Below are 25,105 nucleotides of genomic sequence, written 5' to 3' on the forward strand. Positions count from 1 at the left end.
ACATGTTAAGCATCAAAGATTTACAGGTCAGTGTGGAAGATAAGGCGATCCTGCGTGGGCTGAGTCTTGAAATTCGCCCCGGAGAAGTGCACGCCATTATGGGGCCAAATGGTTCCGGGAAAAGTACGCTTTCCGCCACCCTGGCCGGACGTGATGACTATGAAGTCACCGGCGGGACGGTAGAATTCAACGGTAAGGATTTACTGGAACTGTCACCGGAAGACCGTGCCGGCGAAGGGATCTTTATGGCATTCCAGTATCCGGTGGAAATCCCCGGCGTCAGTAATCAGTTTTTCCTGCAAACGGCACTGAATGCGGTGCGCACCTACCGTGGTGAAGAGTCGCTGGACAGGTTTGACTTCCAGGATCTGATGGAAGAAAAAATTGCGTTGCTGAAGATGCCGGAAGATTTGCTCACGCGTTCGGTCAACGTTGGTTTCTCCGGCGGTGAGAAAAAGCGTAATGACATATTGCAAATGGCGGTGCTGGAGCCTCAGTTGTGCATTCTGGATGAGTCGGACTCCGGGCTGGATATCGATGCGCTGAAAATCGTCGCAGACGGCGTGAACTCACTACGCGACGGGCAACGCTCATTCATTATCGTCACCCATTATCAACGCATTCTGGACTATATCAAACCCGATTATGTTCACGTTCTCTACCAGGGGCGAATAGTGAAGTCCGGTGATTTTACGCTGGTCAAACAACTTGAGGAGCAAGGTTATGGCTGGCTTAGCGAACAGCAGTAACGTGCTGCAACAGTGGCACCATCTGTTTGAAACGCAAGGTGAGACGCGCTCGCAACATGCCCAGCAGCATCTGCAGCAGATGCTGCGTCTGGGGCTGCCAACGCGTAAGCATGAGGACTGGAAATACACGCCGCTGGAGGGGTTAACCAATAGCCAGTTTGTCAGTCATGTCACTGAGATAACGTCAGCCCAGTGTGAAGCGTTAGCGCCGGCAATTGATGCCATACGACTGGTATTTGTCGACGGGCAATTCTCTCCAACGCTGAGCGACAGAGCGGAAGGTAGTGGTTTTGACATTACCATTGACGATGCGCGCCAGATGCTGCCAGCGGCTATCCAACCGGAAGTGTTTCTGCACCTGACCGAAAGCCTGTCGCGTAGCGTCACTCACATTCAGGTGAAGCGTAACCAGCGCCCAGCGAAACCGCTGCTGCTGCTGCACATTACCCAGGGGCTGGCGGGCGATGAGGTGAACACGGCGCACTATCGCCACCATCTGGAGCTGGCGGAAGGCGCAGAAGCCACCGTTATTGAACACTATGTCAGCCTCAGCGAGCTTCGCCATTTCACCGGCGCACGTTTAACCATGAATGTCGCGGCGAATGCGCACTTGCGCCACATCAAACTGGCGTTTGAGAACCCACAGAGCCACCATTTCGCGCACAATGACATTCAATTGGGGGCGGATGCCACGGCCGCCAGCCACAGTTTTTTACTCGGTGATGCGGTGCTGCGTCATAACACCAGCACCCAGCTTAACGGCGAAAACACCACGCTTCGGCTCAACAGCCTGGCAATGCCGGTGAAAAATGAAGTCTGCGACACCCGCACCTGGCTTGAGCATAACAAAGGATATTGCAACAGCCGCCAGCTGCATAAAACGATAGTCAGCGATAAGGGGCGGGCGGTATTCAATGGCCTGATCAACGTCGCTCAGCACGCTATTAAAACCGATGGCCAGATGACCAACAATAATTTGCTGCTCGGTAAACTGGCGGAGGTTGATACCAAGCCGCAGCTTGAAATCTATGCCGACGACGTGAAATGCAGTCACGGGGCGACGGTAGGGCGGATCGACGACGAGCAGATGTTCTATTTGCGTTCGCGCGGGATCGGCCAGCAAGATGCCCAACAAATGATTCTCTATGCGTTTGCCGCTGAGCTAACGGAAGCCCTGGGCGAGGAAACGCTGAAACAACAGGTACTGGCACGGATCGCCCAACGCTTACCGGGAGGCGTAGCATGACATTTCCCATTGAAAAAGTGCGGGCCGATTTTCCGGTTCTGACGCGTGAAGTGAATGGTTTACCGTTGGCGTATCTGGATAGCGCGGCCAGCGCGCAAAAGCCGAACCAGGTGATTGATGCCGAAGCCGAGTTCTACCGTCACGGCTATGCGGCGGTCCACCGCGGTATCCATACGCTGAGCGCTCAGGCTACGGAAAAAATGGAGAATGTGCGCAAGCTCGTTTCGCTGTTTATTAACGCCCGCTCCGCCGAAGAGCTGGTGTTTGTTCGCGGTACGACGGAGGGCATCAATCTGGTGGCGAACAGCTGGGGCAGCAGCAATGTGCGGGCGGGCGATAACATTATCATCAGCGAAATGGAGCACCATGCCAATATTGTGCCCTGGCAGATGCTGTGTGCCCGCGTAGGTGCAGAACTGCGCGTTATCCCGCTCAATGACGATGGTACGTTGCAGCTGGAAACGCTGCCGACGCTGTTTGACGATCGCACGAAGCTGCTGGCGATTACCCACGTATCTAACGTGCTGGGCACGGAAAACCCGTTGGGTGAGATGATCGCGCTGGCGCATCAATACGGCGCGAAAGTGCTGGTAGATGGTGCGCAGGCGGTGATGCATCATCAGGTGGATGTGCAGGCGCTGGATTGCGATTTTTATGTTTTCTCCGGGCATAAACTTTACGGTCCAACCGGTATTGGCGTTCTGTATGCCAGAGAGTCGCTGCTGCAGGAGATGCCGCCGTGGGAAGGCGGTGGTTCAATGATTGCGACGGTGAGTTTGAGTCAGGGAACGACGTGGGCCAAAGCGCCCTGGCGGTTTGAAGCCGGAACGCCAAACACCGGGGGCATTATCGGACTCGGCGCGGCTATTGAATATGTTTCAGCGCTGGGGCTGACTGAAATCAGCGAATATGAACAGTTCATGATGCGCTATGCGTTGGAACAGCTGGCGGATGTGCCAGATTTAACAATCTACGGACCGGATAACCGTCTGGGTGTGATTGCATTCAACCTCGGCAAGCATCACGCCTATGACGTCGGGAGTTTTCTCGATAACTATGGCATCGCCGTGCGGACGGGGCATCACTGCGCAATGCCGCTGATGGCCTTTTATAACGTTCCCGCGATGTGCCGGGCGTCGATTGCAATGTATAACACCCATGAAGAAGTGGATCGCCTGGTAACGGGCCTCAAGCGTATTCACCATTTACTGGGCTAACAGGGAGGCGTTATGGCTGCGCTACCGGATAAAGAAAAGTTGTTGCGTAATTTTCTGCGTTGCGCTAATTGGGAAGAGAAATACCTGTACATTATTGAACTGGGTCAGCGTTTGCCGGAACTAAACGATGACTTACGCTGCCCGGAAAATAGCATTCAGGGATGCCAAAGCCAGGTATGGATTGTTATGCGTCAGAATGGCGAAGGGATTATTGAATTACAGGGCGACAGTGATGCGGCAATTGTGAAAGGGCTTATTGCCGTGGTATTCATTTTGTATGATCGCATGACGGCTCAGGATATTGTGAATTTTGATGTGCGCCCGTGGTTTGAAAAAATGGCGCTCGCACAGCATCTCACACCGTCTCGTTCACAAGGGCTGGAGGCGATGATTCGGGCTATTCGCGCCAAAGCCGCAACTCTTAGCTAAACTGATAAAACACGTCAACTTTCAGACCGACTTGAAAGCGTTCGTGTAAGGCAACGCAGTGACTCGTAGGCCGGATCGGGCGCTCGCCGCCGTCCGGCAAGAACGCCAGGGGGGTGAGTGAGTATGAAACGCGCGTCTGTTATTACGTTAATGCTAATCGGCGCCTACAGCGCTATTCAGGCCGCATGGGCGGTCGATTATCCTTTGCCCCAGGCGAACAGCCGCCTTGTTGGGCAAAACCAAACCTACACCGTGCAGGAAGGCGATAAAAACCTACAGGCGATAGCCCGTAAGTTTGATACCGCTGCAATGCTGATCCTTGAAGCCAACAATACTATTGCCCCCGTACCTAAACCCGGAACGCTGATCACTATTCCCTCACAATTACTGCTACCGGATGCACCACGCGAAGGCATTATTGTGAATCTGGCGGAATTGCGTCTGTATTACTTCCCGCCGGGAGAGAATATTGTTCAGGTATTCCCGATTGGTATCGGTTTGCAGGGGCTGGAAACGCCGGTAATGGAAACCCGGGTTGGGCAGAAAATCCCGAATCCAACCTGGACCCCTACACCAGGCATCCGTAAACGCTCTCTGGAGCGCGGCATCACATTACCGCCTGTTGTACCTGCCGGACCAAATAACCCGTTAGGACGCTTTGCACTGCGTCTGGCGCATGGAAACGGTGAATATCTGATCCATGGCACCAGCGCACCGGACAGCGTGGGCCTGCGAGTGAGTTCTGGGTGTATTCGCATGAACGCGCCGGATATCAAAGCGTTGTTTGCTCAGGTCCGCACAGGCACGCCGGTCAGGGTGATTAATGAGCCGATAAAATATTCGATAGAGCCGAACGGTATGAGGTATGTCGAAGTGCATCGACCGCTGTCGCCTGAAGAGGAACAAAACGTCCAGACCATGCCGTATGTGTTACCAGCCGGCTTTACCCAGTTTAAAGACAATAAAGCGGTGGATAACAGTCTGGTGGAAAGGGCGTTGTATCGTCGTGCAGGTTATCCGGTCACCGTCACTGCCGGGCAAGCATCGGTCGCGAGCAATGGGCCAGAAGTGAAGTCTGCGCAAAATGGTGTGCCGGGAGAAGATGCTGAGGTGCGCGCTACGCAATAACAGGGAAGGGGAATTCAGAGCAAAAAAAATGGCGCACAATGTGCGCCATTTTTATTACACAGATACTATTACTTGCGGTATTTAGTAGCTGCGTTGTCCAGACGCTGGTTAGCGCGAGCTGCGTCATCTTTAGCAGCCTGAACGTCGGAACGCATTGCGTTCACGTCGTTGCTCAGTTGGTCAACTTTAGCGTTCAGAGTCTGAACGTCAGAAGACAGCTGATCGATTTTAGCGTTGCTGGAGCAACCTGCCAGCAGAGTAGAACCCAGGATTACCGCGCCCAGTACCAGTTTAGTACGATTCATTATTAATACCCTCTAGATTGAGTTAATCTCCATGTAGCGTTACAAGTATTACACAAAGTTTTTTATGTTGAGAATATTTTTTTGATGGGAATGCACTTATTTTTGATCGTTCGCTCAAAGAAGCATCGAATTGTGCAAAAACGGCTAAAAAACCGAGTGAAAACAGAAAGCTTCCATCGGATTCATCTTAGATAATCACGGATTAGATAGTGAAATCCGATTTGATTTTTTATTAATTGTGGCTATCGATTAAATAAAAAAAGCGCCACCAGGGCGCTTTTTTAAGCAAATTAATTCGCGATGGAATTATTACAGCACGTGAACGGATGCGGTGTTGGTGGTGCCGCTCGGAACCAGTGCACCAGAAACCATAACCACAACGTCACCTTTCTGAGCCAGACCGCTTTCCAGAGCGACTTCTTTACCCAGGCGATAGAAATCATCGGTAGAGCTGATTTCTTTAACCACCTGTGCAACAACGCCTTTGCTCAGCACCAGCTGACGCGCGGTAGTTTCGTTGGTGGTCAGCGCCAGGATGGTAGCATCCGGGAAGTATTTACGTACTGCACGAGCAGATTTACCACCCTGGGTTGCGACGACGATCAGCGGCGCGTCCAGTTTTTCAGCAGTTTCAACCGCGCCACGGCAAACGGCTTCGGTGATGCGCAGTTTGCGGCTGTCGTTGTTGAAGTCCAGACGGCTGGTCATCACACGGTCAGTACGCTCACAGATGGTCGCCATGATGGTAACGGCTTCCAGCGGGTATTTACCTTTTGCTGACTCGCCAGACAGCATTACTGCGTCGGTACCGTCGAGGATGGCGTTCGCTACGTCACCGGCTTCTGCACGGGTCGGACGCGGGTTTTTGATCATGGAATCCAGCATCTGGGTCGCAGTGATAACGACTTTACGTGCGCGGATACATTTTTCGATGATCATTTTCTGCGCGAAGATAACTTCTTCAACCGGGATCTCAACGCCCATATCGCCACGCGCAACCATGATGCCGTCAGACGCTTCGAGGATTTCATCGAAGTTGTTCAGGCCTTCCTGGTTTTCGATTTTGGAGATGATCTGGATGTTTTCGCCGCCGTGCGCTTTCAGGTGCTCACGGATTTCAACGACGTCAGAACGTTTACGGATAAAGGACGCTGCAACGAAGTCAACGCCTTGCTCGCAACCGAAGATCAGGTCTTGTTTGTCTTTTTCAGCCAGTGCTGGCAGTGCGATGGAAACGCCCGGCAGGTTAACACCTTTGTTTTCGCCCAGGTCGCCGTTGTTCAGCACTTTACAGATAACTTTGTTACCTTCGATGGCGGTAACTTCCATGCCGATCAGACCATCGTCAACCAGAACGGTGTTGCCGACGGACAGATCTTTCGTGAAGCCTTCATAAGTAACAGCAACGATTTCGTTGTTGCCTACGACAGATTTGTCGGTGGTGAAGGTGAAGGTCTGGCCTGCTTTCAGGGAAACGTCGTTACCGCCTTCCAGTTTGATGGTACGGATTTCCGGACCTTTGGTGTCGAGCAGGATTGCTGCTTTCTTGCCGGTTTTGCTCATGACGTTGCGCAAATTCTTGATGCGCTGACCGTGTTCTGCATAGTCGCCGTGAGAGAAGTTCAGACGCATGACGTTCATGCCCGCGTCCAGCATTTTGGTTAACATCTCTTCGGATTCGGTTTTCGGACCGATGGTGCAAACAATTTTCGTCTTTTTCATGACAGTCTTAGTCTTTAAGTTGAGAAGGATATGGAAATCTGGCTCCCGCCGCGCACGGACGGGAAGCTAAACCTGAGTTACGAAAGTTGTGATGCCTCGCTCTAAGGATAGGTGACATCGAAAGAGCGTGCAGAGGAATGTGTGCTTGTGTTTCAGCCCAACGGGATGGTGATTTTTGTAGTCGTTGAGTTTTACAGGTCAATGTGCTGAAACCATTCAAGAGACAATTGGCGCGCATTATACGCTGAAAATTATCAAAAAGGAAAATGGAAACAGCGTTTCAAAACACTTCTGTGCACTTTTACAAAGAATGAGCATTAAATTGTTTCGGGTTGGTTAACAAAACACCGCCCAACTTCAGACGGTGTTGCGCAACAAGAAAAAAATAACGTGTTGCAAACTCAGCATTAAGCCTTAGTCGAGCAGCTTTCGCCCCTCAAGATCGATATGGATGTCCTGCTTATGCGCTTTCCGATACCACAGAACCGCCAGACCGATTACAGACCAGATAACCCCGAGCGTCAGCGCGTGAATGTTCATATTCATACAGACATAACCAATGACGACCATCCCCAGCACAGGAGAAATCACATGAGGGACAAAACGACGATGCTCTTTCATCTTTACGTTGTAGAGCACGAAGACACTCAGGTTCACCATAAAGAATGCGAAAAGCGCACCGAAGTTGACAAGGGTGGATATGGATTCAATTTTCCCGGAAAACAAGTAACTAAGGAATAGTGTCACAGCCCCGGTGAACAGAATTGCATAGTCAGGTGTTTTTCTTTTACTGTGCACATGCGCCAGAAATGTGGGTAACATTTTATCTCGCCCCATAGAGAACAGGACGCGCGATACGGCAGTTTGCGCCGTAATGATATTCCCGACTGCGCAAACGAACGCTACGATGATAGAAAATGCAACTTTAAGCCAGATGCCGCCAACATCGCCTGCAATCGTGAAAAAGGCCTCGTTAGTTTCTGTACCTTCCGCAAAACTGTCGATTTTACCCGTAGCGAATGCGGCAAAGGTCACCACAATAATAAACAGCACGGTGGCCAGGATAAGGGCGAGAAGGGTTGCCTTACTGACTGCTTTCCCGCCGCCTTCGCTTTCTTCACTTAGGGTACTAATGGCATCAAATCCGAGGAAGTTGAGCGCCGCAACAGAGATCGCGGTAGCAATTAAGCCAGGCGTAAACCACTGAGAATCAAAAAAAGGTTTGAAAGAAAATGACACATGACTGCTATCAAGCATCAGCAGTCGCAAAATCAGCACCACAAAAATGGCCAGAATACCGAGTTGAATAAAGACCAGCAGTTTGTCGAATTTAGCTGTTTGTTGTATTCCCAAATAATTTATGCCCGTTCCGATAGCCACATAAATTAACGGCCATACCCAAATCGGTATTTGCGGAAGTATTGCATGAACAGCAACACCGCCCAGGACGGCAACCAGCGTAGGGAATAACAGATAATCCAGCAACAAAATCCATCCGGTGAGAAAACCCACAGCGGGGTTGATGCACACGCCTGCATAGGTATAAGCCGACCCGGAGGATGAGATGTGCTTTGATAATGTTGAATAGCTGTGGGCGGTAAAAAACATCGCGATAGCGCCAATAATATACACGAGCGCGACCATGCCATGAGATAAATTATATACGACGCCATAGAGAGAAACCGGCGCGATCGGCACCATAAATACCAGCCCGTACAGCACCAAATCTGTGAGAGATAACTTTTTTATTTTACTCATAGTAAACACCTCAATTCGTGTTAATCAAGGCCTCGTAAAAACTCACGGACAGCAGTGAGGCAAGGCTCGGTATTTTCTTCATGTGGGTTATGGCTGCTGTCAGGAATCGTGACACCCCGACAGTGGGTTATATGGGTAATAAGCGGTTGAACGACCTGTGATGTCGCCTGATCATACTCACCATGAAGGACTAATCCTGGGCATCGAATCTTGTGCAATGAACGGGTGATGTCCCACTGCGCCAGCAAGCCATTCACCGCAAGTTCATTCGCGCCCCATAGCACATGGTAGGCGGTGGGATCGGCGGCAAATTGCGCATCAGAACGCTGAATATGCAGCGGTTCTTGCGCCAGGGAATAAACATGTTTTTTGTAGTAGGCAATAAGTTGTTCAGGCGGATGCTGATAGATTTTTGCCTGCATAATGGCATCGTCTGACATTGCATCAGCGCCAGTCGTGAGTTCTTTAAACAATCGCAGTACTTCGCTTTGCCAAAGTGGGATGCTGGCGGGAGCGCTGGCATATATCACACCACTCAACCCTTCCGGTTGCGTGCAGGCGTGCTCTGCTGCCAGCATACCTCCCCAGGAATGTCCGAGTAATGAATATCGCTGACCAATATTCAGATGACTGATTAATTGGCGAAGTTGCTGAAGATAACGTTCTATTGTCCAGAATGAGGCATCCGCCAGCGGAAAATGCGTCGAACGACCACAGCCATATTGATCGTAAAATATCACCATGCGTCCATCATCAGACAGCTCATGATAATTTAATAGATAATCAAAACCGCCTGATGGACCGCCGTGTAAGATAATTAATGGCATTAATTGAGATGCCGGGTCGCCATAAATACGATAGCTGGTTAATATGCTATCGCAAAACATTTCACCATATTTGTAGTGACTTTGCATATTTTTAACCGATACGGAGGGAAAAGGGCAGGTGATTCAATAATCACCTGCAGATTGGCGTTTATTTTTTAATTGCTTGCAGAACGTTACACCAGAATGACTTGTAATGTTCCCATTGCATAAATTGCGGACTTCCCCAGTGCGGTGCGCAATCACTGGCAAAACAGCCGACTTTGCCTTTATTGTACTCACCGAGAACTAATAGTGGGTCGTCATTTATTTTGACCAACGTGATGCTGTTTACCTTGGCACGCAATTTGTTATAACCGAGCAAGGGGGGCCACTGTGTCAGGTCTTGCGTAATGACATGCTGTTCCTCCGTGTTGATTGGGCAGCATCCTTCCGGAATTTCAACGCGATCATCATGCTCCAGCATTTCGACAGGCAAAACTTCGGCCAGCAGGGTGTTTTTATAATTTGCTTTCGCTTCAATGCCGGTGAAGGAAAGGTATCCGCCAATCATTAACAGACCGCCGCCATTTGAGACATATTCTTTAATCAGCGCTAACGCATTCGGGATGATATTCATCTGATAAAAAGTTTTGTTTTGCAACAAAAAGGTATTGCTGCCTATATCGCTAATCACGATAGCATCGTATATATCAAGTTCCTCTACCGTTTGCGGGAAGCGGGTTTGTACAATATGCGCTGGCATGTAGTCGATAGTGATATTTTGCTGGCGCAGACAGGATAATAGATAGTCAGCGCCTTCTTCGTATTTACTGGATGTGAAGCTGTCATATCCCTTAGAATGAATCATATGAATATGCCATGACTCACCGATAAATAAAATTTTCATACTAAGATCCTATTATTTGATATTAATAATATCATGCGATTGAGTGCGCATCCGGTGTAGTACCAGCTCATGCTGCGGCATGCTCGATGCACCTTCTTGTTCAACTGCCAGTGAAGCAAAGGCAGAGGCATACTGAATGGCTGATACAAGGTCTGATTTACGGGCAAGTGAGGCGGCCAGTGCGCCATTAAATGCATCACCCGCGCCCGCAGCATCTTTGACGACGGCACTCCAGGCTGGGATAAACAAAGTACGGTTGCGTTCGCACAGTAATGATCCTTGTGCGCCGAGAGTGATAATGACCTTCTCAACGCCTGATTGCAGAATGATATTCCCTGCTTTTTGGGCATCATCAATATTTAAGATTGTAATACCCGATAAAAATGATGCTTCTGTTTCATTAGGTGTTAAAATATCTATTGAAGGTAATAAACGGCTAACATTTTTGGTATAAGGTGCCGGATTCAAAATAATTGTCTTGTTTGCTAATTTACCCAAGCGAACAAATTCTTCAATAGCATCGATATTAGTCTCCAGCTGCATTAGCAAAACGTTAGCTTCAGATATATGACCCTGCTGTTCATTAATTTCGTGCCTGGTTAGCATCATATTGGCACCAGGATAGATAGCAATGATATTATCACCATCCTGCTCTGAAACATAAATTAATGCACTTCCGGTGGGGGCATCATCAGTCTGATAAGCACAATATGAATTTATACCAGATTGGATAATATGATTGAGGGCAAAAGAGCTAAACTGATCTTTACCTACTTTAAAAATAAAGTGGACGTCGGTGCCAGCATTATTTGCGGCCAATGCCTGATTAGCACCTTTACCTCCTGGATAAAAACCGAACTGGCTTGCGAGGATTGATTCACCGCTTTGCGGAAGCCAGGGGACGGTAGCCGATACATCAATATTAAATGAACCTAATATACAAACTTTTCCCGACATTTTCGTGCCTTCTCTATGTAATCGAAAATCTTTGTTTGCCGGAGTTGAAATTGTGCCGGAGATATCAATTTTATTTTCTGTTATCAACTTGCTTAATGCCTGGCGGTTAACAATACCACCACCGTAACAACGCAAAAGCATTCCTGTTTTCTGAAAATAACAAAGATCTGAACGTATAGTCTCCTGGCTAACATTAAAAAGAACGGCGAGTTTTCTCACGCTGACACTATGATCTTTGATGAGTAAGTTAAGAATAGATGTACGCCTTTCTTCTTTAAACTTTAAAGCCTCCGTGTATTTTGCTGAATTGTATTTATAGTAATGTTGCCATGTGGTGAAATGAATCACAGATCATGCTGTAAACCGGAAGCAAAACCAAATTATTGAGAATAATAAAAAGTGGATTACACGTTCTTTATTTTTATATGTTTACAATTAACGCAAGATATCTTGTGAGCACAGTCATGTATTAGTTTTGCAATTTCCTATGTCTCATTTAAAAGATGCTGGCTTGCTCGATTCAGTTATAAATTGAGATGGGTTGAGATAAAAAAAACAGTGAACAAAAATGTCAGGAGTTTTTCCATCATCGTGGCTGGGATAGAACGGATATCTGTTCAGTGTTCGCGACATATATATCTAAATGTTATATCAAATACTTTTTAATTCATTTTAAAAGACAATTCCGCTGATTACACTCGTTTGGACATCCATACTGCTAAACAGCCAAAAGTGATAGCAGAAGAACAATAAGCAGCAGCGGATACCCAAACGACATGATTGTCCTGAAAAATATTTCGAAAGTGTTTACGCCAGGAAGGCTTGCCATCACCGCTGTCGATAACGTCAACCTGACGGTTGAACAGGGACAGATTTACGGCATTATTGGTTACAGCGGGGCAGGTAAAAGCACCTTAATTCGTTTGCTCAATGGGCTGGAAAAACCGACCTCCGGCAGCGTGATGATTAACGGCCACGATATCTCTGCCGCCCGTGGGGAATCGTTACGCCAGGCACGACTGAAAATCAGCATGGTGTTTCAACACTTCAATTTGCTGTGGTCACGGACCGTTAGCGAAAATATTGCTTTCTCTATGCAAATCGCTGGCGCGTCCAAAGCGTCAATCAAACAGCGGGTTGCTGAACTGATTACGCTGGTTGGGCTGAGCGGTCGTGAAAATGCGTATCCGTCCCAGCTCAGCGGCGGGCAAAAACAGCGTGTAGGAATTGCCCGCGCGCTGGCGAACAATCCGGATGTCCTGCTGTGTGACGAAGCCACCTCGGCGCTGGATCCGCAAACTACCGATCAGATCCTCGATTTACTCCTCGATATTAACCGTCGCTTCAAATTGACCATTGTGCTGATCACTCATGAAATGCACGTAGTACGCAAAATCTGCGATCGCGTGGCGGTAATGGAAAATGGCAAAGTTGTTGAGGAAGGCGACGTACTCAGCGTCTTTACCCATCCACAGCAGCCGATCACCCGACAGTTCGTTCGTCAGGTGAGTCAGTACACCGAGGAAGACGAGTTTAATCCGCAGTTGGCAAGTGAGCTTGGCGGCGTAGTTATCAAGCTTACGTTTACCGGGCAACGCACGCACCGGCCTGTGGTTGGCGAGTTGACCCTGCGCTATGGCCTGCCATTCAATATCTTGCACGGCAAAATGACGCAAACCGCACACGGTGTGTTTGGTCAACTTTGGGTGCACGTGGTGGCCTCTGAGGAACAATTGAACAATATTTTGGCCGACCTGCGCCAGAGCGACATTGAAGGCGAGGTGATTCAACATGGCTGAAGAACTGTTTCCCCATCTGAAGTGGGAGCAACTGTTAGCGGCAACCCATGAAACGCTGTATATGACAGCTCTTTCGGGTGCTGCGACCTTTATTCTGGGCATCGCGCTTGGTCTGGCATTGTTCCTGACCGCGCGCGGCGGATTGTTCCCCAACCGAGCGGTATATAGCGCTATTTCGCTGGTGGTGAATATCTTTCGTTCAATCCCATTCATCATTTTGATCGTGCTGCTGATCCCGTTTACCAAAGCGATGGTAGGCACCATTCTCGGCGCCAATGCCGCGTTGCCTGCGCTGATCGTCGGTGCTGCGCCGTTTTATGCACGTCTGGTCGAAATCGCTCTGCGTGAAGTGGATAAAGGCGTTATTGAAGCGACCCGTTCGATGGGCGCACGGCTGAGCACGCTTATTTTTCGGGTTTTACTGCCGGAATCCTCTCCTGCTCTGGTGTCCGGGATCACCGTGACGCTAATTGCGCTGGTTAGCTACAGCGCGATGGCAGGGGTAATTGGTGCCGGTGGTTTAGGGAATTTGGCCTATCTGGAAGGATTCCAGCGCAACCACAGCGACGTCACGCTGGTGGCGACGGTGACGATTTTGCTCATTGTCTTCATCATCCAGCTTTGCGGCGATGTGATCACCTCTCTGTTAGATAAACGCTAATAAAATACGGAAACCATTATCATGAAAAAATCACTGACGTTACTCGCCGCAGCAACCTTAAGCGCTCTGAGCTTTGCCTCCTGGGCAGACACTCTGACCGTTGGTGCATCTAACGTGCCGCACGCGGAGATCCTTGAACAGGCCAAACCGATTCTGGCGAAACAGGGGATCGATCTGGAGATTAAACCGTTCCAGGATTACATTCTGCCGAACACCGCGCTGGCTGGTCGTGAGATTGACGCTAACTACTTCCAGCATATTCCGTACCTGAACAGTGTGATTAAAGATCATGCGGGCGATAAAACGTATGACTTCGTCAGCGCCGGAGCAATTCACATTGAGCCAATTGGTATCTATTCGAAAAAAGTGAAATCGCTTAAAGAACTACCGGAAGGCGGCAAAGTCATCATGCGCGATGCGGTATCTGAGGAAGGCCGTATTCTGTCGATTTTCGAAAAAGAGGGTGTTATTAAGCTGAAGCCGGGCGTGGATAAAGTAACCGCGCGCATTAGCGATATCGTCGAAAACCCGAAAAAGCTGAAGTTCCTGCCAAACGTGGAAGCCGCGCTGTTACCGCAGATGTATAACAACGACGAAGGCGATGCGGTGGTGATTAACGCCAACTACGCCATCGACGCCGGGCTGGATCCTGTGAAAGATCCTATTGCCGTTGAAAGCGGTGAAAACAACCCGTACGCCAACATCATTACCGTGCATCGTGGCGACGAGAAGAAGAAGGATATAGTGGCGCTGGTTGATGTCCTGCACTCAAAAGAGATCCAGGACTGGATCCGTACTAAATATAAAGGCGCGGTGATCCCGGTAAACAACTAATCCGCTTTTTGCCGAGTGGCGTATGAACGGTAACGCATCGATGCCGTCAACGTCCGGTGTGTTAACCATTTCAGAAACCTATAGTCATACAGGATGGACCGGAACGTTGACGTCAATCGATCCGGTTAACCATATGGCTGGATAGTTGTTCAAACATATGGCACATTGAAATAAAAGTTAAAAAGGGACTCCACCGGAGTCCCTGTTTTTAAACAATAAACTCTATTAGCATAAAAGCCATCGCTAATACTAACTCAGCAAGCCATAGGGCTGCTTCTATTTTAAACCCGGTAGTCAAATGACCTGGAAGGTTTCTAATATAATTATAAGATTCAATACTCATATCATGATTGATTACTCTATTATATGGGAATATAAGGCTCCCCATAATAAAATCTATTTTTGCGAAATATGCCGCAGGAGTGCCAATCAAACTCGCCCCTCTTGCCAGTCGTGCTGTTTGAGGAAGCAAACCAAATTTATTCTCATATGCTTTTGCAATTATCTTGTAATTATAACCATTAATAACATAAGATATAAAGATTATTGCTAGCATTAAAAACATAAAACTTATTCCTATCAAACCTTGTAAATTAGCGTAATTTTCTATCAAATAACTTTTCATATATAAGGATTCCTGATTCTTCCATAAATGTCTCGGGCGAGTAGGTAAGCTTTTCTGGACTATTAATTATAATTTCTCCCACATACTCTCCTGCTTTTTCTCCATATTTTTCAGCACCTTTACCTGCTAAGATTCCAGCACCAGTGCCGATCGCTAAACATAATGCAGCACCAGCGCCTGCAAATTCTGCGCTAGCAAAACCCATTGCCCACATGCAAACAGCTCTGGAAGCTGTGCCAGCAGCACCACTGGCAAACATACTTGCAGTTTGTTTACCACCAAACTTACTATATTCAGAGATAGCGGCTTTTCTACATTCACTTTTACGGCCTTTTGCGCAAGCATCGTATACATTTGTAGTGTAACTAGCAAAATCGAGGCCGACACCAACATAACCTACGGTTTTCATTATTTTAAATAACTTTGCGGATTTTTCTATATAACTTGCATACCCTTCAATATCATTTATACCAGTTTGATCCCATTTATGTATAATTGATTTTGTTGATAGTCCTAGTGCCTGTTTTATATTATCATATTGTTTTAGATCTAATTGCTCTTTTGATAATCTATTCACAATAGCATCAAGCTCTTTAAACAACCGCTTTCGCTGACCAAAAAATTCCTCACCAGAAATACGACCAGCATTTTCGCTATAAGTTCTTTGGTATAGACCCTGAATTTGATTTAATTTTTTATTAATTTCTTCATAATAGTTTCCTCCCGCGTCCTTTATATAACCCAAAATGTCGCCACTTGTTCCTAGTGCATCACTGTATAAATTTGATGCGAATATATCTACCGGGGTTCTGTTTTCAAATAGAAGTTTAGCCTCTTCATTTGTTAATGGTGCTAAAGCCAGATCAATTTTATCTCTGGCAACTTTAATATGATTTATTTTATCGGTATCAATTTTTTCAGGATCAGCAACAATCAATATTGAACCTGGTTTTTTTCCTCTTTCTGGATTTAGTTGGCGGTATAACTCTCTTACTCCCGATGGTGGATTGACTATTAACTCACACTCATATTTCTTAGGTGATGTTTGATCTGGCACGACACAAAAACCGGGTTCAACCGATTGTCTTGCTTCAGAGGGGCGCTGATGCCGTACAGGTGGTGTCTCCGGTTTTGAATTACTGGTGTTATTTACTGACTGAAAACTGGACAAAAGATATTCATCATATCTGTATGTTAAATTAAAACGTGGTGTAAACCTGCAATGACATTTGCATGAACCTCTACTGTGTGCGGAACCTGCAAGGAGACATATTATTTCTGTTTCATAACCTGATAAATCTTTCCCCATCCTTGCGTAAGTATCAAATAAATGCCTGGAAATCCGTGTTCGAAAACCCGTGCTGAAATTTGAAGTTAAGAATTTATTGTCCTTATCTCCAGAAATGATTGTTTTTCGCCCTGATATTATACCTCCTGCAGAACCAATAAAATCATCATGTTCAAATCTTTCATTGAGGTCTCTAAGTGAATCATATGAACATCTTTGTAAACCTGATTCCTCCTGCATTTTCCTCACTCTCTCTAAGGCTGGTGTTATTTTTCGACCTTCATAATCGATGTCATCATCAAAGGTATTCTTGAAGGTATTTCTAATTAAATTTCTACCTACCTCTATATATGAACCATTTGGTACGCCGCCTTCAATTTTATATCGTTGACCATCAAGGCCGCATATATATTCATCTCCTTCGCATGCTATGTTAATTCCTCTGATACGAGGGAGACAAGTATTTTCCAAAATATAACCGCCGCAACTTGTTCTATCTCCAGGAGATAATAAAAAGCCTTGCTTATCTTCATCCCAGAAGTTCATAGATTAAGTCCCTATTTTAAATATCCAGACTAATGGGTATATGATATCAAACTATTTCACATTTAATTAATGTGACTATGTTCTCAAATTACACAAAAAAACCTAAATTCCGCATGTGAAATTTAGGTTTTAAATATTCAAGGGTTTATCTATTTATCGGATAAATGAATTATAAAATTCGGCTTTTATCAATAATTAACTCTATTTCACCAACTCTGCCATTTGATACTGAATCGCCTAATGAATCATTATCAGCAACCAAACCGTAAGCGAAGACAGCATGTGATTTGTTCCTTACTTTATTAGTTTGTGCCAGAAAACCTCTTTTGACCCAACTTTGCCGTCATTGAGTAACTTCTGTTGGAGTTATCTCTATAGCCAATGACTTTGAACGTCATAGGCCGGATAAATCGCGTTAGCGTTGTCATCCGGCGCTAAAGTTATATACGCTCAATTCTCGCTGGCAACCCCTGACGCACCGACGCACCCGACACCCAGTCAAGCCAGGTATTGGCAACCTGCCGGGTAGGATCCGCAAAGCCCAAATCATTGAGATTAATCCCTGACTTTATCTGTGCATCAAATGCCATTGGCTTGCCGTCGAGCGTATGCTGAGCTGCGCCCATCTCTTTATGCCCGTAACCGTGTTCAATGGCGATGACACCCGGCATGACGCCATGCAGCAGACTTATCTGCGCTTGCGCCTGACCGCCAGGGGTGGTGATACGCACGATATCGCCGTGCGCTAAACCATACCGCTGACCATCCTGCGGATTGAGCGCCACCAGATTAACCGGTTTCAGATGATGAAGGCGCGGGATAACCGCCGTGGCGCTGGACATGGTATTGGATTTAAAGGAAATCAGTTTCAACGGCCACTCTTGTTCCGGGAACAACTCCTCGACCGCACGTCCATCAGACAGACGTGAAGGATACCAGGCCGGGCAGCCGCTGTAGCGTTCGCCGGTAATTGCATGACGGTGCGCGGCGACGTTCGCATTCCAGATTTGGAGCGGTTTTTCCCAGGCATTGCCGACGCGGTTATCAACTCGCCCGCTGATGTCCGGCGCAAAGCGCCCGCCGCGGGAGTAGATAAACGCAACTCGGCTGATTTCATCGGGTTTCAGCGTTTGGGTCATCACAGGCATGATCCGCTGTACTCCGGTTAGCGCTATGTCTTCCGGCTGTGCCTCTGCAACCGGGGCTTTGCCCATAAACGCAATATTGGCGGCGAGGCGCAGGTAGTAATCTTCCGCACGATTCAACGGATAGTGATTACCTTGCGGATCGGTAATCGCATTGTCGCCGAATCCAGGTAGCCCAATGCGCTTTGCCACTGCGATACAGAAAGATTCCATCGAGGCCGGTTGACCGTCAGCCGTGAGGCTGGTCGCAGGTCTGACGACAGGCCAACGCGCGGTGGTGGCTTTGCTGGCCACGCCTGCCCACGGAGCGCTAAATCCCCAGCTTTCGAAGTTGTGGGTATCCGGCACGATGTAATCTGCCAGCGCCGTGGTTTCGTTCATAAAGGCGTCAATGGCGATAAACAGCGGCAAACGCGCAGGATCTTTAAGCTTTTCTTCCGCCACGCCACGTAATCCCGCAATGCCGTAAAACGGGTTGGTCATGTTTGAGATCCAGGCTTTCAGCGGATAAGGGTAACCTTCAAGCGCCGAGACGAGGAGTTCGGTAAGCTGACCTGCGACAAACGGGTACCACGGGGCCTTAGCCGGGAAGGGGGATTGTCCGGCAGCTACCTTATTGCGGTACTCTTCGGAAGACTCATAAGCGGTTTTACTGCGCGCGATGCTTAACCCTTTCGGTTTTACCTTCCCGGCGAAGCTGTCCATGTTGTAGCGCGGACCGTCGGTGGCACCATTGAATTTGCCGCCACCAACAAACACACCACCTTCAAGACTGAGGTTGCCAATCAGCGCATTGAGCATCATTACCGACCAGGCGTTATAAAATCCATTGCCTGCCATCATTCCGCCGTGCGTAATTACTGCCGCTTTACGTCCGTGGCGGGTGAATGCGTCGGCCAGAGCGCCAATGTCTGCTTCTGACACCCCACACTGCTGGCTGTACTGCGTTAGCGACAGTTTCTCTGCGGACTCTCGCAGACACTGGAAGCTGCTTTTTACCGTTACCGTCTGCCCGTCAGCCAGCGTCACCTCGCGGGTAACAAACAGTTGCGCACGCGGGCAACTGTTGGCGGCGACAATCTCACCGGCCTCGTTGACGACCACCGGCTCCTGGGCGGCGTTTGTGCTCAGATGGGCGAGGGTCAGGTGTTGTCCGGCAAGCGTTGGAATTTCATCGGTAATCACAAGATGAGTGGCGTTAGTCCAGCTTTTTTCTCCTGCCTGCTGCATGGCCTGCACGCCGGGAATGGCGAGATAATCAGCGTTATAGCGTTGTTTATCGATAATCCAGCTTATCATCCCCATCGCCAGCGCGGAGTCGCTTCCCGGTCGTACGGGCTGCCAGTGGCCGCGATCGTCAGCCAGCACCGTGGTTAATGGCAGGGCGGGCGCTACCACAACATAGCGGAAGTCGTCACGTAAACGGGCGCTGGCCAACTGGCGGGCCTGGCGCTTAAACGGGTTGCCGGATTGCGCCGGAGAGGTGCCCATAAACAGCGCGAATTCGACGTTATCCCAGTCGGGTTTCACGTGGGTATTTTTATCCAGATCGCCCATTAACGCGCCGGAACCGGCCCGATAGGCCAGACCGCAGTAAGCGCCATGAGCACCGAAATTTTTACTGCCGAAACTGTTCAGTGCGAAGCGACGTAGAAAGGTATCACGTCCTTCATCGCTGGTATTAGTGACCAGCAGTTGATTGGATTTTGGGCCAAAGCCGGGATGTTTCGCATCAAGCGGTGTAGCGGGATCGTGGATGGCTCTCAGACCATCAACGTGGCCTTCACCAAACAGATCTCCGCCTTCCACCACCTCTTTGATCAACTGTTCGAAGCTGATGCGCTGCCATTTTCCCTCACCGCGCTTACCGACGCGCTTCATGGGCTCCAGAATACGTAACGGGCTGTACAGACCTTCGAGTAAAGTTGCACCACGGGCGCAGGCGGTGGAACGTGCGTCAAGACCTGACTCCCCGGCCAACTGTTCCATTGCCGTGGTAAAGGGGACGGAGGCGTCTATATGGTGCTCGTGCGACAACGGATGATAAGGGTTGCCCGCAATGCGCAGCACCTTGCCTTGCTCAGTGTCAACGCGAACCCGCACGCCACACTGCGTCCAGCAACCAAAACACTGTGTCATGGAGATCACCTGCTGCGGGTTTTGCTGCCAGTGCGGCCGGGCGTTGGCTTCAGGGATGAGCGCGTTTGCAAAGATGCGGTCACGGGTAATTTTGCCCGAGGTTCCATCCAGCAAACCGTCTATCGCGCGCTTTGCCACATCCCGATAACTCAGGCCAAAAGTCACCATGCCACCTACGGCAAGGCCCACTTTAAGCCACTGACGACGGGTTAAATTAGCCATGTTGCATTCTCCTTGCGATCGCGTTCAGGGCTTCACGAACAATAATAATCAGTGCTATCCACAGGCCGAAGGTACCCACAATGGCCAGCCAGCCATCGGTGCCGCCGGGCAGGGTGTAGGGATTAAACTGCGCGTTAAATTTCGGTACGGTCTGCACCTGGATGAGTAACGTCCAGCGCATTAGCCAGCACAGCGCCATGGCGCTAAAAGCGAGTAATATGCGCAGCGGTAGCGACAAGGGGTAACGTACAACCAACCCGCAAAGAACAAGTGAAACAAGCCATAACGCCACCCAACCGATAGCGTAGTGTTGTGCTGAAGAAGCAACATCCAGCCATTGGCGGATAGCCGAACCGGAAAGCGTATTACCGCTCGCCCAGATCAACACCACGATAGCCAGTGCGATCAACGTGACCATTTGCCCCCACGCTAGCTTACGCGGCAGTACGTCCTTGTTATTTGTCGTGGCAATAAGCAGGGCAAGAAACGTTTGCAGCGCGCTGAGGAACATCGCAACCGGAAAGGCGTAACTGAACCAGATGGGACGCGCCTGCACCACCGACACTTCACGGCCGGTGTAAACCAGCAATCCGATGGCGGACAGCGCGCTACCAAGTGCCAACCATTTTGTGACGTTGTAACTTTTTAGCGTTAGTCGTTTAACGTGCTGCGCCAGAAACCACAGACCTAAAAAACCGGTAAACAGCGGTAAGAACAGTGCGCCCCACGGCATCCAGGACCAGGGCGTCGGATACGCATAGAAATGCCAGACGCGGGCGGTTTGGTGTAGATCAGCGGTCAGCGCCAGCGGTGCGGTAATCGCGCAGGTCAGGGCGATTAACAGCGTCAGATTCTCCAGAACTGCCGTTTCTTTTTTGCGCCAGTGGAGAACGCAGGCAAACAGTGCGGCGCAGGCGGCAATGCCGATGAAAAAGAAATATTGTACGGCCCAGGGTAACCAGCTTACGTCCTGGGGATGGGCCAGAACCTCGTCGATAATTAGTGAATGGTTCATTTAAACCTCCTGCCAGAGAGCGGGTTGAGCACGTCCAATCAATGGGGTGACAAACGCCTCATCCAGTCCCAGATAGAACACGTGAGGAGACGTACCGCTTTCCGGCTTCAGGACTTTGATGGTGTCATGGTGTTCATGCAGCATTTGTGAAATGCGGCTGTGTGGATCTTTAATATCGCCAATGATGCGCGCGCCGCCGACGCAGGATTCTACACAGGCCGGGAGCAGCCCCGCTTCGAGGCGGTGAACACAGAAGGTACATTTATCGGCGGTTTGCGTTTCATGGTTGATGAATCGCGCATCATAAGGGCAGGCCTGCACGCAATAGGCGCAGCCAACGCAGCGTGTGTTGTCGACCACCACGATGCCGTCTTCGCGTTGGAAAGTGGCCTGTACCGGGCAAACGGGCACGCAAGGGGGATTATCACAATGGTTGCATAGTCGCGGCAGCAGGACGTTGGTGACACTTTGCTGACCTTCAATCTGTACTTGATACTGGTTGACGAGGGTACGAAATTCGCCCTGTGGCGTCTGGTTTTCAATGGCGCAACTGACGGTACAGGCCTGGCAGCCAATACAGCGTCGCAGGTCAACCAGCATGGCGTAGCGATGCTGAAGTGAGCCTTCATGGCGTTCAGGCGAAAAGGGAAATTTCGCCTGAGCCAGCGGAACCAGTGATGCGCCAGCGGTCAGGACGCCCAGTTGCTGGAGAAACTGCCGTTTACTGCTGTCCATATTTTCTCCCGTCACGATGCAACAACGAAACATTGGTCACGCCGTTGATTTGCGTGTGATGCATAAAGAATCTCAATGATTTACAGTGTAAAAATCGTGACGGGGTATACTCTATTGTGGTTAACCACATACCCGGCTTGTTGTTGATCTAAAACAACATAATTGACAGGGATAATTGAGTGGGACGCAACGTAGTAAGATGTCTGACAGTGCTGGCGTCGCTGTGGATGCTAAGCGGCGCGGTCAGGGCGCAGACATGGAACATTGGCGTTTTGGCGATGCGCGGGGAGGTTTCTACACGTAATCACTGGCAGCCGCTGGAAACATTGTTGAATCAGCAAATCCCCGGCGAACAGTTTCATATTCAACCGCTGGATCTGCACCAGATGCAGGAGGCGGTGAATCGTGGAACGGTGCAGTTTGTTGTTACTAATCCGGCGCAGTTTGTTCAGCTAAACAGCCGTTCTGCGCTGCGCTGGCTGGCTTCGCTACGCTCCACCCGTGGTGGGAAAGCCACCAGTAACGTGATCGGCAGCGCGATCCTCGTCAGACGCGACAGCGGGATAACCTCCCCACACGATCTGATCGGCAAAACGGTTGGCGCCATTGATGCTCAGGCGTTTGGCGGCTATTTGCTGGGATATAAAGCGCTCAGTGATGCCGGTCTGCGCCCTGAACGCGATTTACGTCTGACGTTTACCGGATTTCCCGCCGATGCCTTACTCTATTTATTACGTGAAAAAGCCGTGCAGGCGGTGATCGTGCCGGTGTGTCTGCTGGAAAAAATGGATGAAGAAGGCCTCATTCGTAAAACCGATTTTATGACCGTGTTGAACCATCCGACCTCAATTCCCTGTCTGACCAGTACACCGCTCTATCCTGACTGGTCATTTGCCGCACTACCTGCAGTGAGTGACGAGCTGGCCGATCGCGTCACGCGGGTGCTGTTCAATGCACCGCAAAACGCGACATTTCGCTGGGGAGCGCCCGCCTCGACCCGCGAAGTTGAAGCGTTGTTGCGCGATGTTCGCCAGCATCCGCAGCAGCGTCAGCTGTGGCTGGATGTCAAAAGCTGGTTTATTCAACATCGGCTGGCGATGGGAGCGGCGGCCATCGTGCTGTTGTTGCTGACGCTCAACTACATCTGGGTGATGTTGTTGGTTCGCCGACGTGGCAGGCAACTGGAACGAAACAACGTGTTGTTGCACAAACAAGAACAGGCGCTGGAGACTGCCCGACAAATGAGCGTGCTGGGGGAGATGACCTCCGGTTTTGCCCATGAGCTCAATCAGCCGTTGTCAGCTATCCGCCATTATGCCCAAGGCTGTCTGATTCGCCTGCGCGGTCAGGATGAACAGCATCCGTTGCTGCCCGCGCTTGAGCACATCGACACCCAGGCACAAAGGGGGGCCGATACGCTGCGCAATCTCCGGCAGTGGGTCAGCCAGGCACAGGGCAATCCGGTACTTCCCGATGACTGGCAAGCCATCAACGTTCACGATGCTATCCATCACGTCTGGCAATTACTACGCATGCCCCAGCAATTCCCGGCGGTAACGCTGCACACACAGGTCAGCAAGGCGTTAACATTGACGCTGCCAAGCGTTCTTCTTGAGCAGGTGCTGGCCAATCTGGTACTCAATGCCGCCCAGGCAGGGGCTACCACAGTTTGGTTTAGCGCCCTGCATAAGGATGGTGGTGTGAGTATTCAGGTGCAGGATAATGCCGGAGGCATTGACGAGACGCAGTTGTATCAGGCGTTTCAGCCGTTTATGACCACGCGTAAAGAAGGCATGGGACTAGGACTGGTCATTTGTCAGCGACTGGTGCGCTACGCAAACGGAGATATTGAGATCAACAATCAGCAGGCCCCGGACGGAAAAGCGGGGGCGAGAGTGACATTATATTTTAAACCAAATCGGGAAGGAGGCCGTAGTGGCGATAATTCATCTGCTGGATGACGACATTGCCGTCACCCAGGCCTGTGCGTTTTTATTGGAAAGTCTGGGATATGAAGTGTCTTGCTGGGAGCAAGGTGAGAAATTCCTCGCTGAGGCAAATCTGCACCAGGTGGGTGTACTGCTGCTGGATATGCGTATGCCGGTACTGGATGGGCACGCTGTGCATGAAATCATGCGTCAGAAAGCAAGCACGCTGGCGGTGGTCTTTCTCACCGGGCATGGCGATGTGCCGATGGCGGTTGAGCAAATGAAACGTGGCGCGGTCGATTTTTTGCAAAAACCGGTGTCAGCCGTGCCGCTTCAGGCAGCATTAGAACATGCCTTGCAGGTCTCGGCAGCGGCGTTCTCGCGACAAGAGATCATCTGCTGCTATCAACAGCTTACGCCAAAAGAACGGGAACTGGCGCATCTGGTAGCAAAAGGATTAATGAATCGGGAAATTGCTGATGCCATGAATATTGCCGTGCGTACGGTTGAAGTGCACCGGGCGCGGGTGATGGAAAAAATGCAGGCGGGAAGTCTTGCTGAGCTTGTAAATCGACTTCAGAGAGTTCAGTAGAATGATGACATTTCTTTGATTTTCATTGAATTTTGTCTAAATACTCAGAGTGATATATGCTGTTGGTTTGAGTTAATGACGAGCGGGCAAAAATGGGAAATCAGACGAAAGACGACGAGTTGTACCGTGAAATGTGCAGAGTAGTCGGTAAAGTAGTGCTGGAAATGCGCGATCTGGGACAAGAGCCTAAGCATATCGTCATTGCGGGAGTACTGAGAACCACCCTTGCGAACCAGCGTGTGAAGCGCAGTGAGTTAGAAAAACAGGCTATTGAGACCGTAATTAAAGCATTGGCCGGATAATCCGCAAAAAGAGGGCGGTAGTTTCTCTCGCCGTCCTCTTATTCTCATTA

General features: G+C 49.5%; 22 protein-coding genes and 1 pseudogene. 12 read left to right on the top strand and 11 right to left on the bottom strand.

Translation table 11 applies throughout. The features are described from left to right. Window positions 1-2: 2 nt before the first annotated feature. From sufC to E6P06_RS13965, 5 genes are all read left to right on the top strand, one after another. Complete coding sequence (sufC, locus tag E6P06_RS13945) at window positions 3-749, top strand: Fe-S cluster assembly ATPase SufC (RefSeq protein ID WP_003029383.1); 747 nt, start codon at window positions 3-5, stop codon at window positions 747-749. Further along, window positions 724-1,995, top strand: a complete 1,272-nt coding sequence (gene sufD / locus E6P06_RS13950) for a Fe-S cluster assembly protein SufD (protein ID WP_003836582.1) — start codon at window positions 724-726, stop codon at window positions 1,993-1,995. Before sufC ends, sufD begins: the two co-directional genes overlap by 26 nt. Further along, window positions 1,992-3,212, top strand: a complete 1,221-nt coding sequence (gene sufS / locus E6P06_RS13955; RefSeq protein WP_096890452.1) for a cysteine desulfurase SufS — start codon at window positions 1,992-1,994, stop codon at window positions 3,210-3,212. Before sufD ends, sufS begins: the two co-directional genes overlap by 4 nt. Before the next feature lie 12 nt (window positions 3,213-3,224). Then, on the top strand, window positions 3,225-3,641 hold the full coding sequence (sufE, locus tag E6P06_RS13960) for a cysteine desulfuration protein SufE (RefSeq protein ID WP_003029378.1): 417 nt from the start codon (window positions 3,225-3,227) through the stop codon (window positions 3,639-3,641). A 123-nt stretch (window positions 3,642-3,764) separates the two neighbouring features. Beyond that, entirely contained in the window at window positions 3,765-4,769 is a 1,005-nt protein-coding gene (locus E6P06_RS13965) for a L,D-transpeptidase family protein (RefSeq protein WP_003029376.1), read from the top strand. Window positions 4,770-4,837: 68 nt separating this feature from the next. Here the strand turns inward: E6P06_RS13965 and lpp are convergent, their stop codons facing one another. The 6 genes from lpp to E6P06_RS13995 all read right to left on the bottom strand — a co-directional run bounded on the left by lpp (window position 4,838) and on the right by E6P06_RS13995 (window position 11,479). Next, window positions 4,838-5,074, bottom strand: a complete 237-nt coding sequence (gene lpp / locus E6P06_RS13970; RefSeq protein ID WP_003029373.1) for a murein lipoprotein Lpp — start codon at window positions 5,072-5,074, stop codon at window positions 4,838-4,840. Between the two features lie 309 nt (window positions 5,075-5,383). Next, window positions 5,384-6,796, bottom strand: coding sequence for a pyruvate kinase PykF (pykF, locus tag E6P06_RS13975; protein ID WP_003029366.1), 1,413 nt, complete (start codon window positions 6,794-6,796; stop codon window positions 5,384-5,386). A 414-nt stretch (window positions 6,797-7,210) separates the two neighbouring features. Then, entirely contained in the window at window positions 7,211-8,554 is a 1,344-nt protein-coding gene (locus E6P06_RS13980) for an APC family permease (RefSeq protein ID WP_003836577.1), read from the bottom strand. Window positions 8,555-8,574: 20 nt separating this feature from the next. After that, window positions 8,575-9,468: a proline iminopeptidase-family hydrolase gene (locus tag E6P06_RS13985; protein WP_003836575.1), complete on the bottom strand. Its 894-nt coding sequence runs from the start codon at window positions 9,466-9,468 to the stop codon at window positions 8,575-8,577. 61 nt (window positions 9,469-9,529) lie between these two features. Further along, on the bottom strand, window positions 9,530-10,267 hold the full coding sequence (locus tag E6P06_RS13990) for a glutamine amidotransferase (protein WP_003836572.1): 738 nt from the start codon (window positions 10,265-10,267) through the stop codon (window positions 9,530-9,532). Window positions 10,268-10,279: 12 nt separating this feature from the next. Next, the gene (locus E6P06_RS13995) at window positions 10,280-11,479 is read right to left on the bottom strand and encodes a ribokinase (RefSeq protein ID WP_139935903.1); all 1,200 of its coding nucleotides are present in this window, start codon (window positions 11,477-11,479) and stop codon (window positions 10,280-10,282) included. Between the two features lie 521 nt (window positions 11,480-12,000). Between E6P06_RS13995 and E6P06_RS14000 the strand changes: the two genes are divergently transcribed. The 4 genes and pseudogenes from E6P06_RS14000 to E6P06_RS27980 all read left to right on the top strand — a co-directional run. Then, complete coding sequence (locus E6P06_RS14000) at window positions 12,001-13,023, top strand: methionine ABC transporter ATP-binding protein (RefSeq protein WP_046670595.1); 1,023 nt, start codon at window positions 12,001-12,003, stop codon at window positions 13,021-13,023. After that, complete coding sequence (locus E6P06_RS14005) at window positions 13,016-13,684, top strand: methionine ABC transporter permease (RefSeq protein ID WP_139935348.1); 669 nt, start codon at window positions 13,016-13,018, stop codon at window positions 13,682-13,684. The genes E6P06_RS14000 and E6P06_RS14005 overlap by 8 nt, the downstream gene beginning before the upstream one ends. A 21-nt stretch (window positions 13,685-13,705) precedes the next feature. Further along, window positions 13,706-14,518 (top strand): MetQ/NlpA family ABC transporter substrate-binding protein, encoded by an 813-nt coding sequence (locus E6P06_RS14010; protein ID WP_016150148.1) that lies wholly within the window; start codon window positions 13,706-13,708, stop codon window positions 14,516-14,518. 16 nt (window positions 14,519-14,534) lie between these two features. Continuing rightward, window positions 14,535-14,657 (top strand): annotated as a pseudogene (locus E6P06_RS27980) (hypothetical protein); the annotation flags it as partial. 69 nt (window positions 14,658-14,726) lie between these two features. On the opposite strand, the gene E6P06_RS14020 reads toward E6P06_RS27980, so the two are convergent. The 5 genes from E6P06_RS14020 to ttrB form a co-directional block, all read right to left on the bottom strand. Next, window positions 14,727-15,143 (bottom strand): hypothetical protein, encoded by a 417-nt coding sequence (locus tag E6P06_RS14020; RefSeq protein ID WP_003836560.1) that lies wholly within the window; start codon window positions 15,141-15,143, stop codon window positions 14,727-14,729. Beyond that, a complete protein-coding gene (locus tag E6P06_RS27985; RefSeq protein WP_233622624.1) occupies window positions 15,112-16,977 on the bottom strand; it encodes a hypothetical protein in 1,866 nt (621 codons plus the stop codon). Before E6P06_RS27985 ends, E6P06_RS14020 begins: the two co-directional genes overlap by 32 nt. Window positions 16,978-17,417: 440 nt before the next feature. Beyond that, window positions 17,418-20,483, bottom strand: coding sequence for a tetrathionate reductase subunit TtrA (gene ttrA / locus E6P06_RS14030; protein WP_136346127.1), 3,066 nt, complete (start codon window positions 20,481-20,483; stop codon window positions 17,418-17,420). Beyond that, entirely contained in the window at window positions 20,476-21,498 is a 1,023-nt protein-coding gene (ttrC, locus tag E6P06_RS14035) for a tetrathionate reductase subunit TtrC (RefSeq protein ID WP_139935349.1), read from the bottom strand. The genes ttrA and ttrC overlap by 8 nt, the downstream gene beginning before the upstream one ends. Continuing rightward, a complete protein-coding gene (gene ttrB / locus E6P06_RS14040) occupies window positions 21,499-22,233 on the bottom strand; it encodes a tetrathionate reductase subunit TtrB (protein WP_003836551.1) in 735 nt (244 codons plus the stop codon). 227 nt (window positions 22,234-22,460) lie between these two features. On the opposite strand from ttrB, the gene ttrS reads away from it, so the two are divergent. From ttrS to fumD, 3 genes are all read left to right on the top strand, one after another. Then, the gene (ttrS, locus tag E6P06_RS14045) at window positions 22,461-24,194 is read left to right on the top strand and encodes a tetrathionate respiration histidine kinase TtrS (protein ID WP_115454673.1); all 1,734 of its coding nucleotides are present in this window, start codon (window positions 22,461-22,463) and stop codon (window positions 24,192-24,194) included. After that, complete coding sequence (gene ttrR, locus E6P06_RS14050) at window positions 24,169-24,753, top strand: tetrathionate respiration response regulator TtrR (protein ID WP_003836549.1); 585 nt, start codon at window positions 24,169-24,171, stop codon at window positions 24,751-24,753. The genes ttrS and ttrR overlap by 26 nt, the downstream gene beginning before the upstream one ends. Window positions 24,754-24,845: 92 nt before the next feature. Further along, window positions 24,846-25,055, top strand: coding sequence for a fumarate hydratase FumD (fumD, locus tag E6P06_RS14055; RefSeq protein WP_003029345.1), 210 nt, complete (start codon window positions 24,846-24,848; stop codon window positions 25,053-25,055). Window positions 25,056-25,105: the final 50 nt, after the last annotated feature.

This window comes from Citrobacter sp. CF971, assembly GCF_006385635.1.
Taxonomy (GTDB): Bacteria; Pseudomonadota; Gammaproteobacteria; order Enterobacterales; family Enterobacteriaceae; genus Citrobacter; species Citrobacter freundii.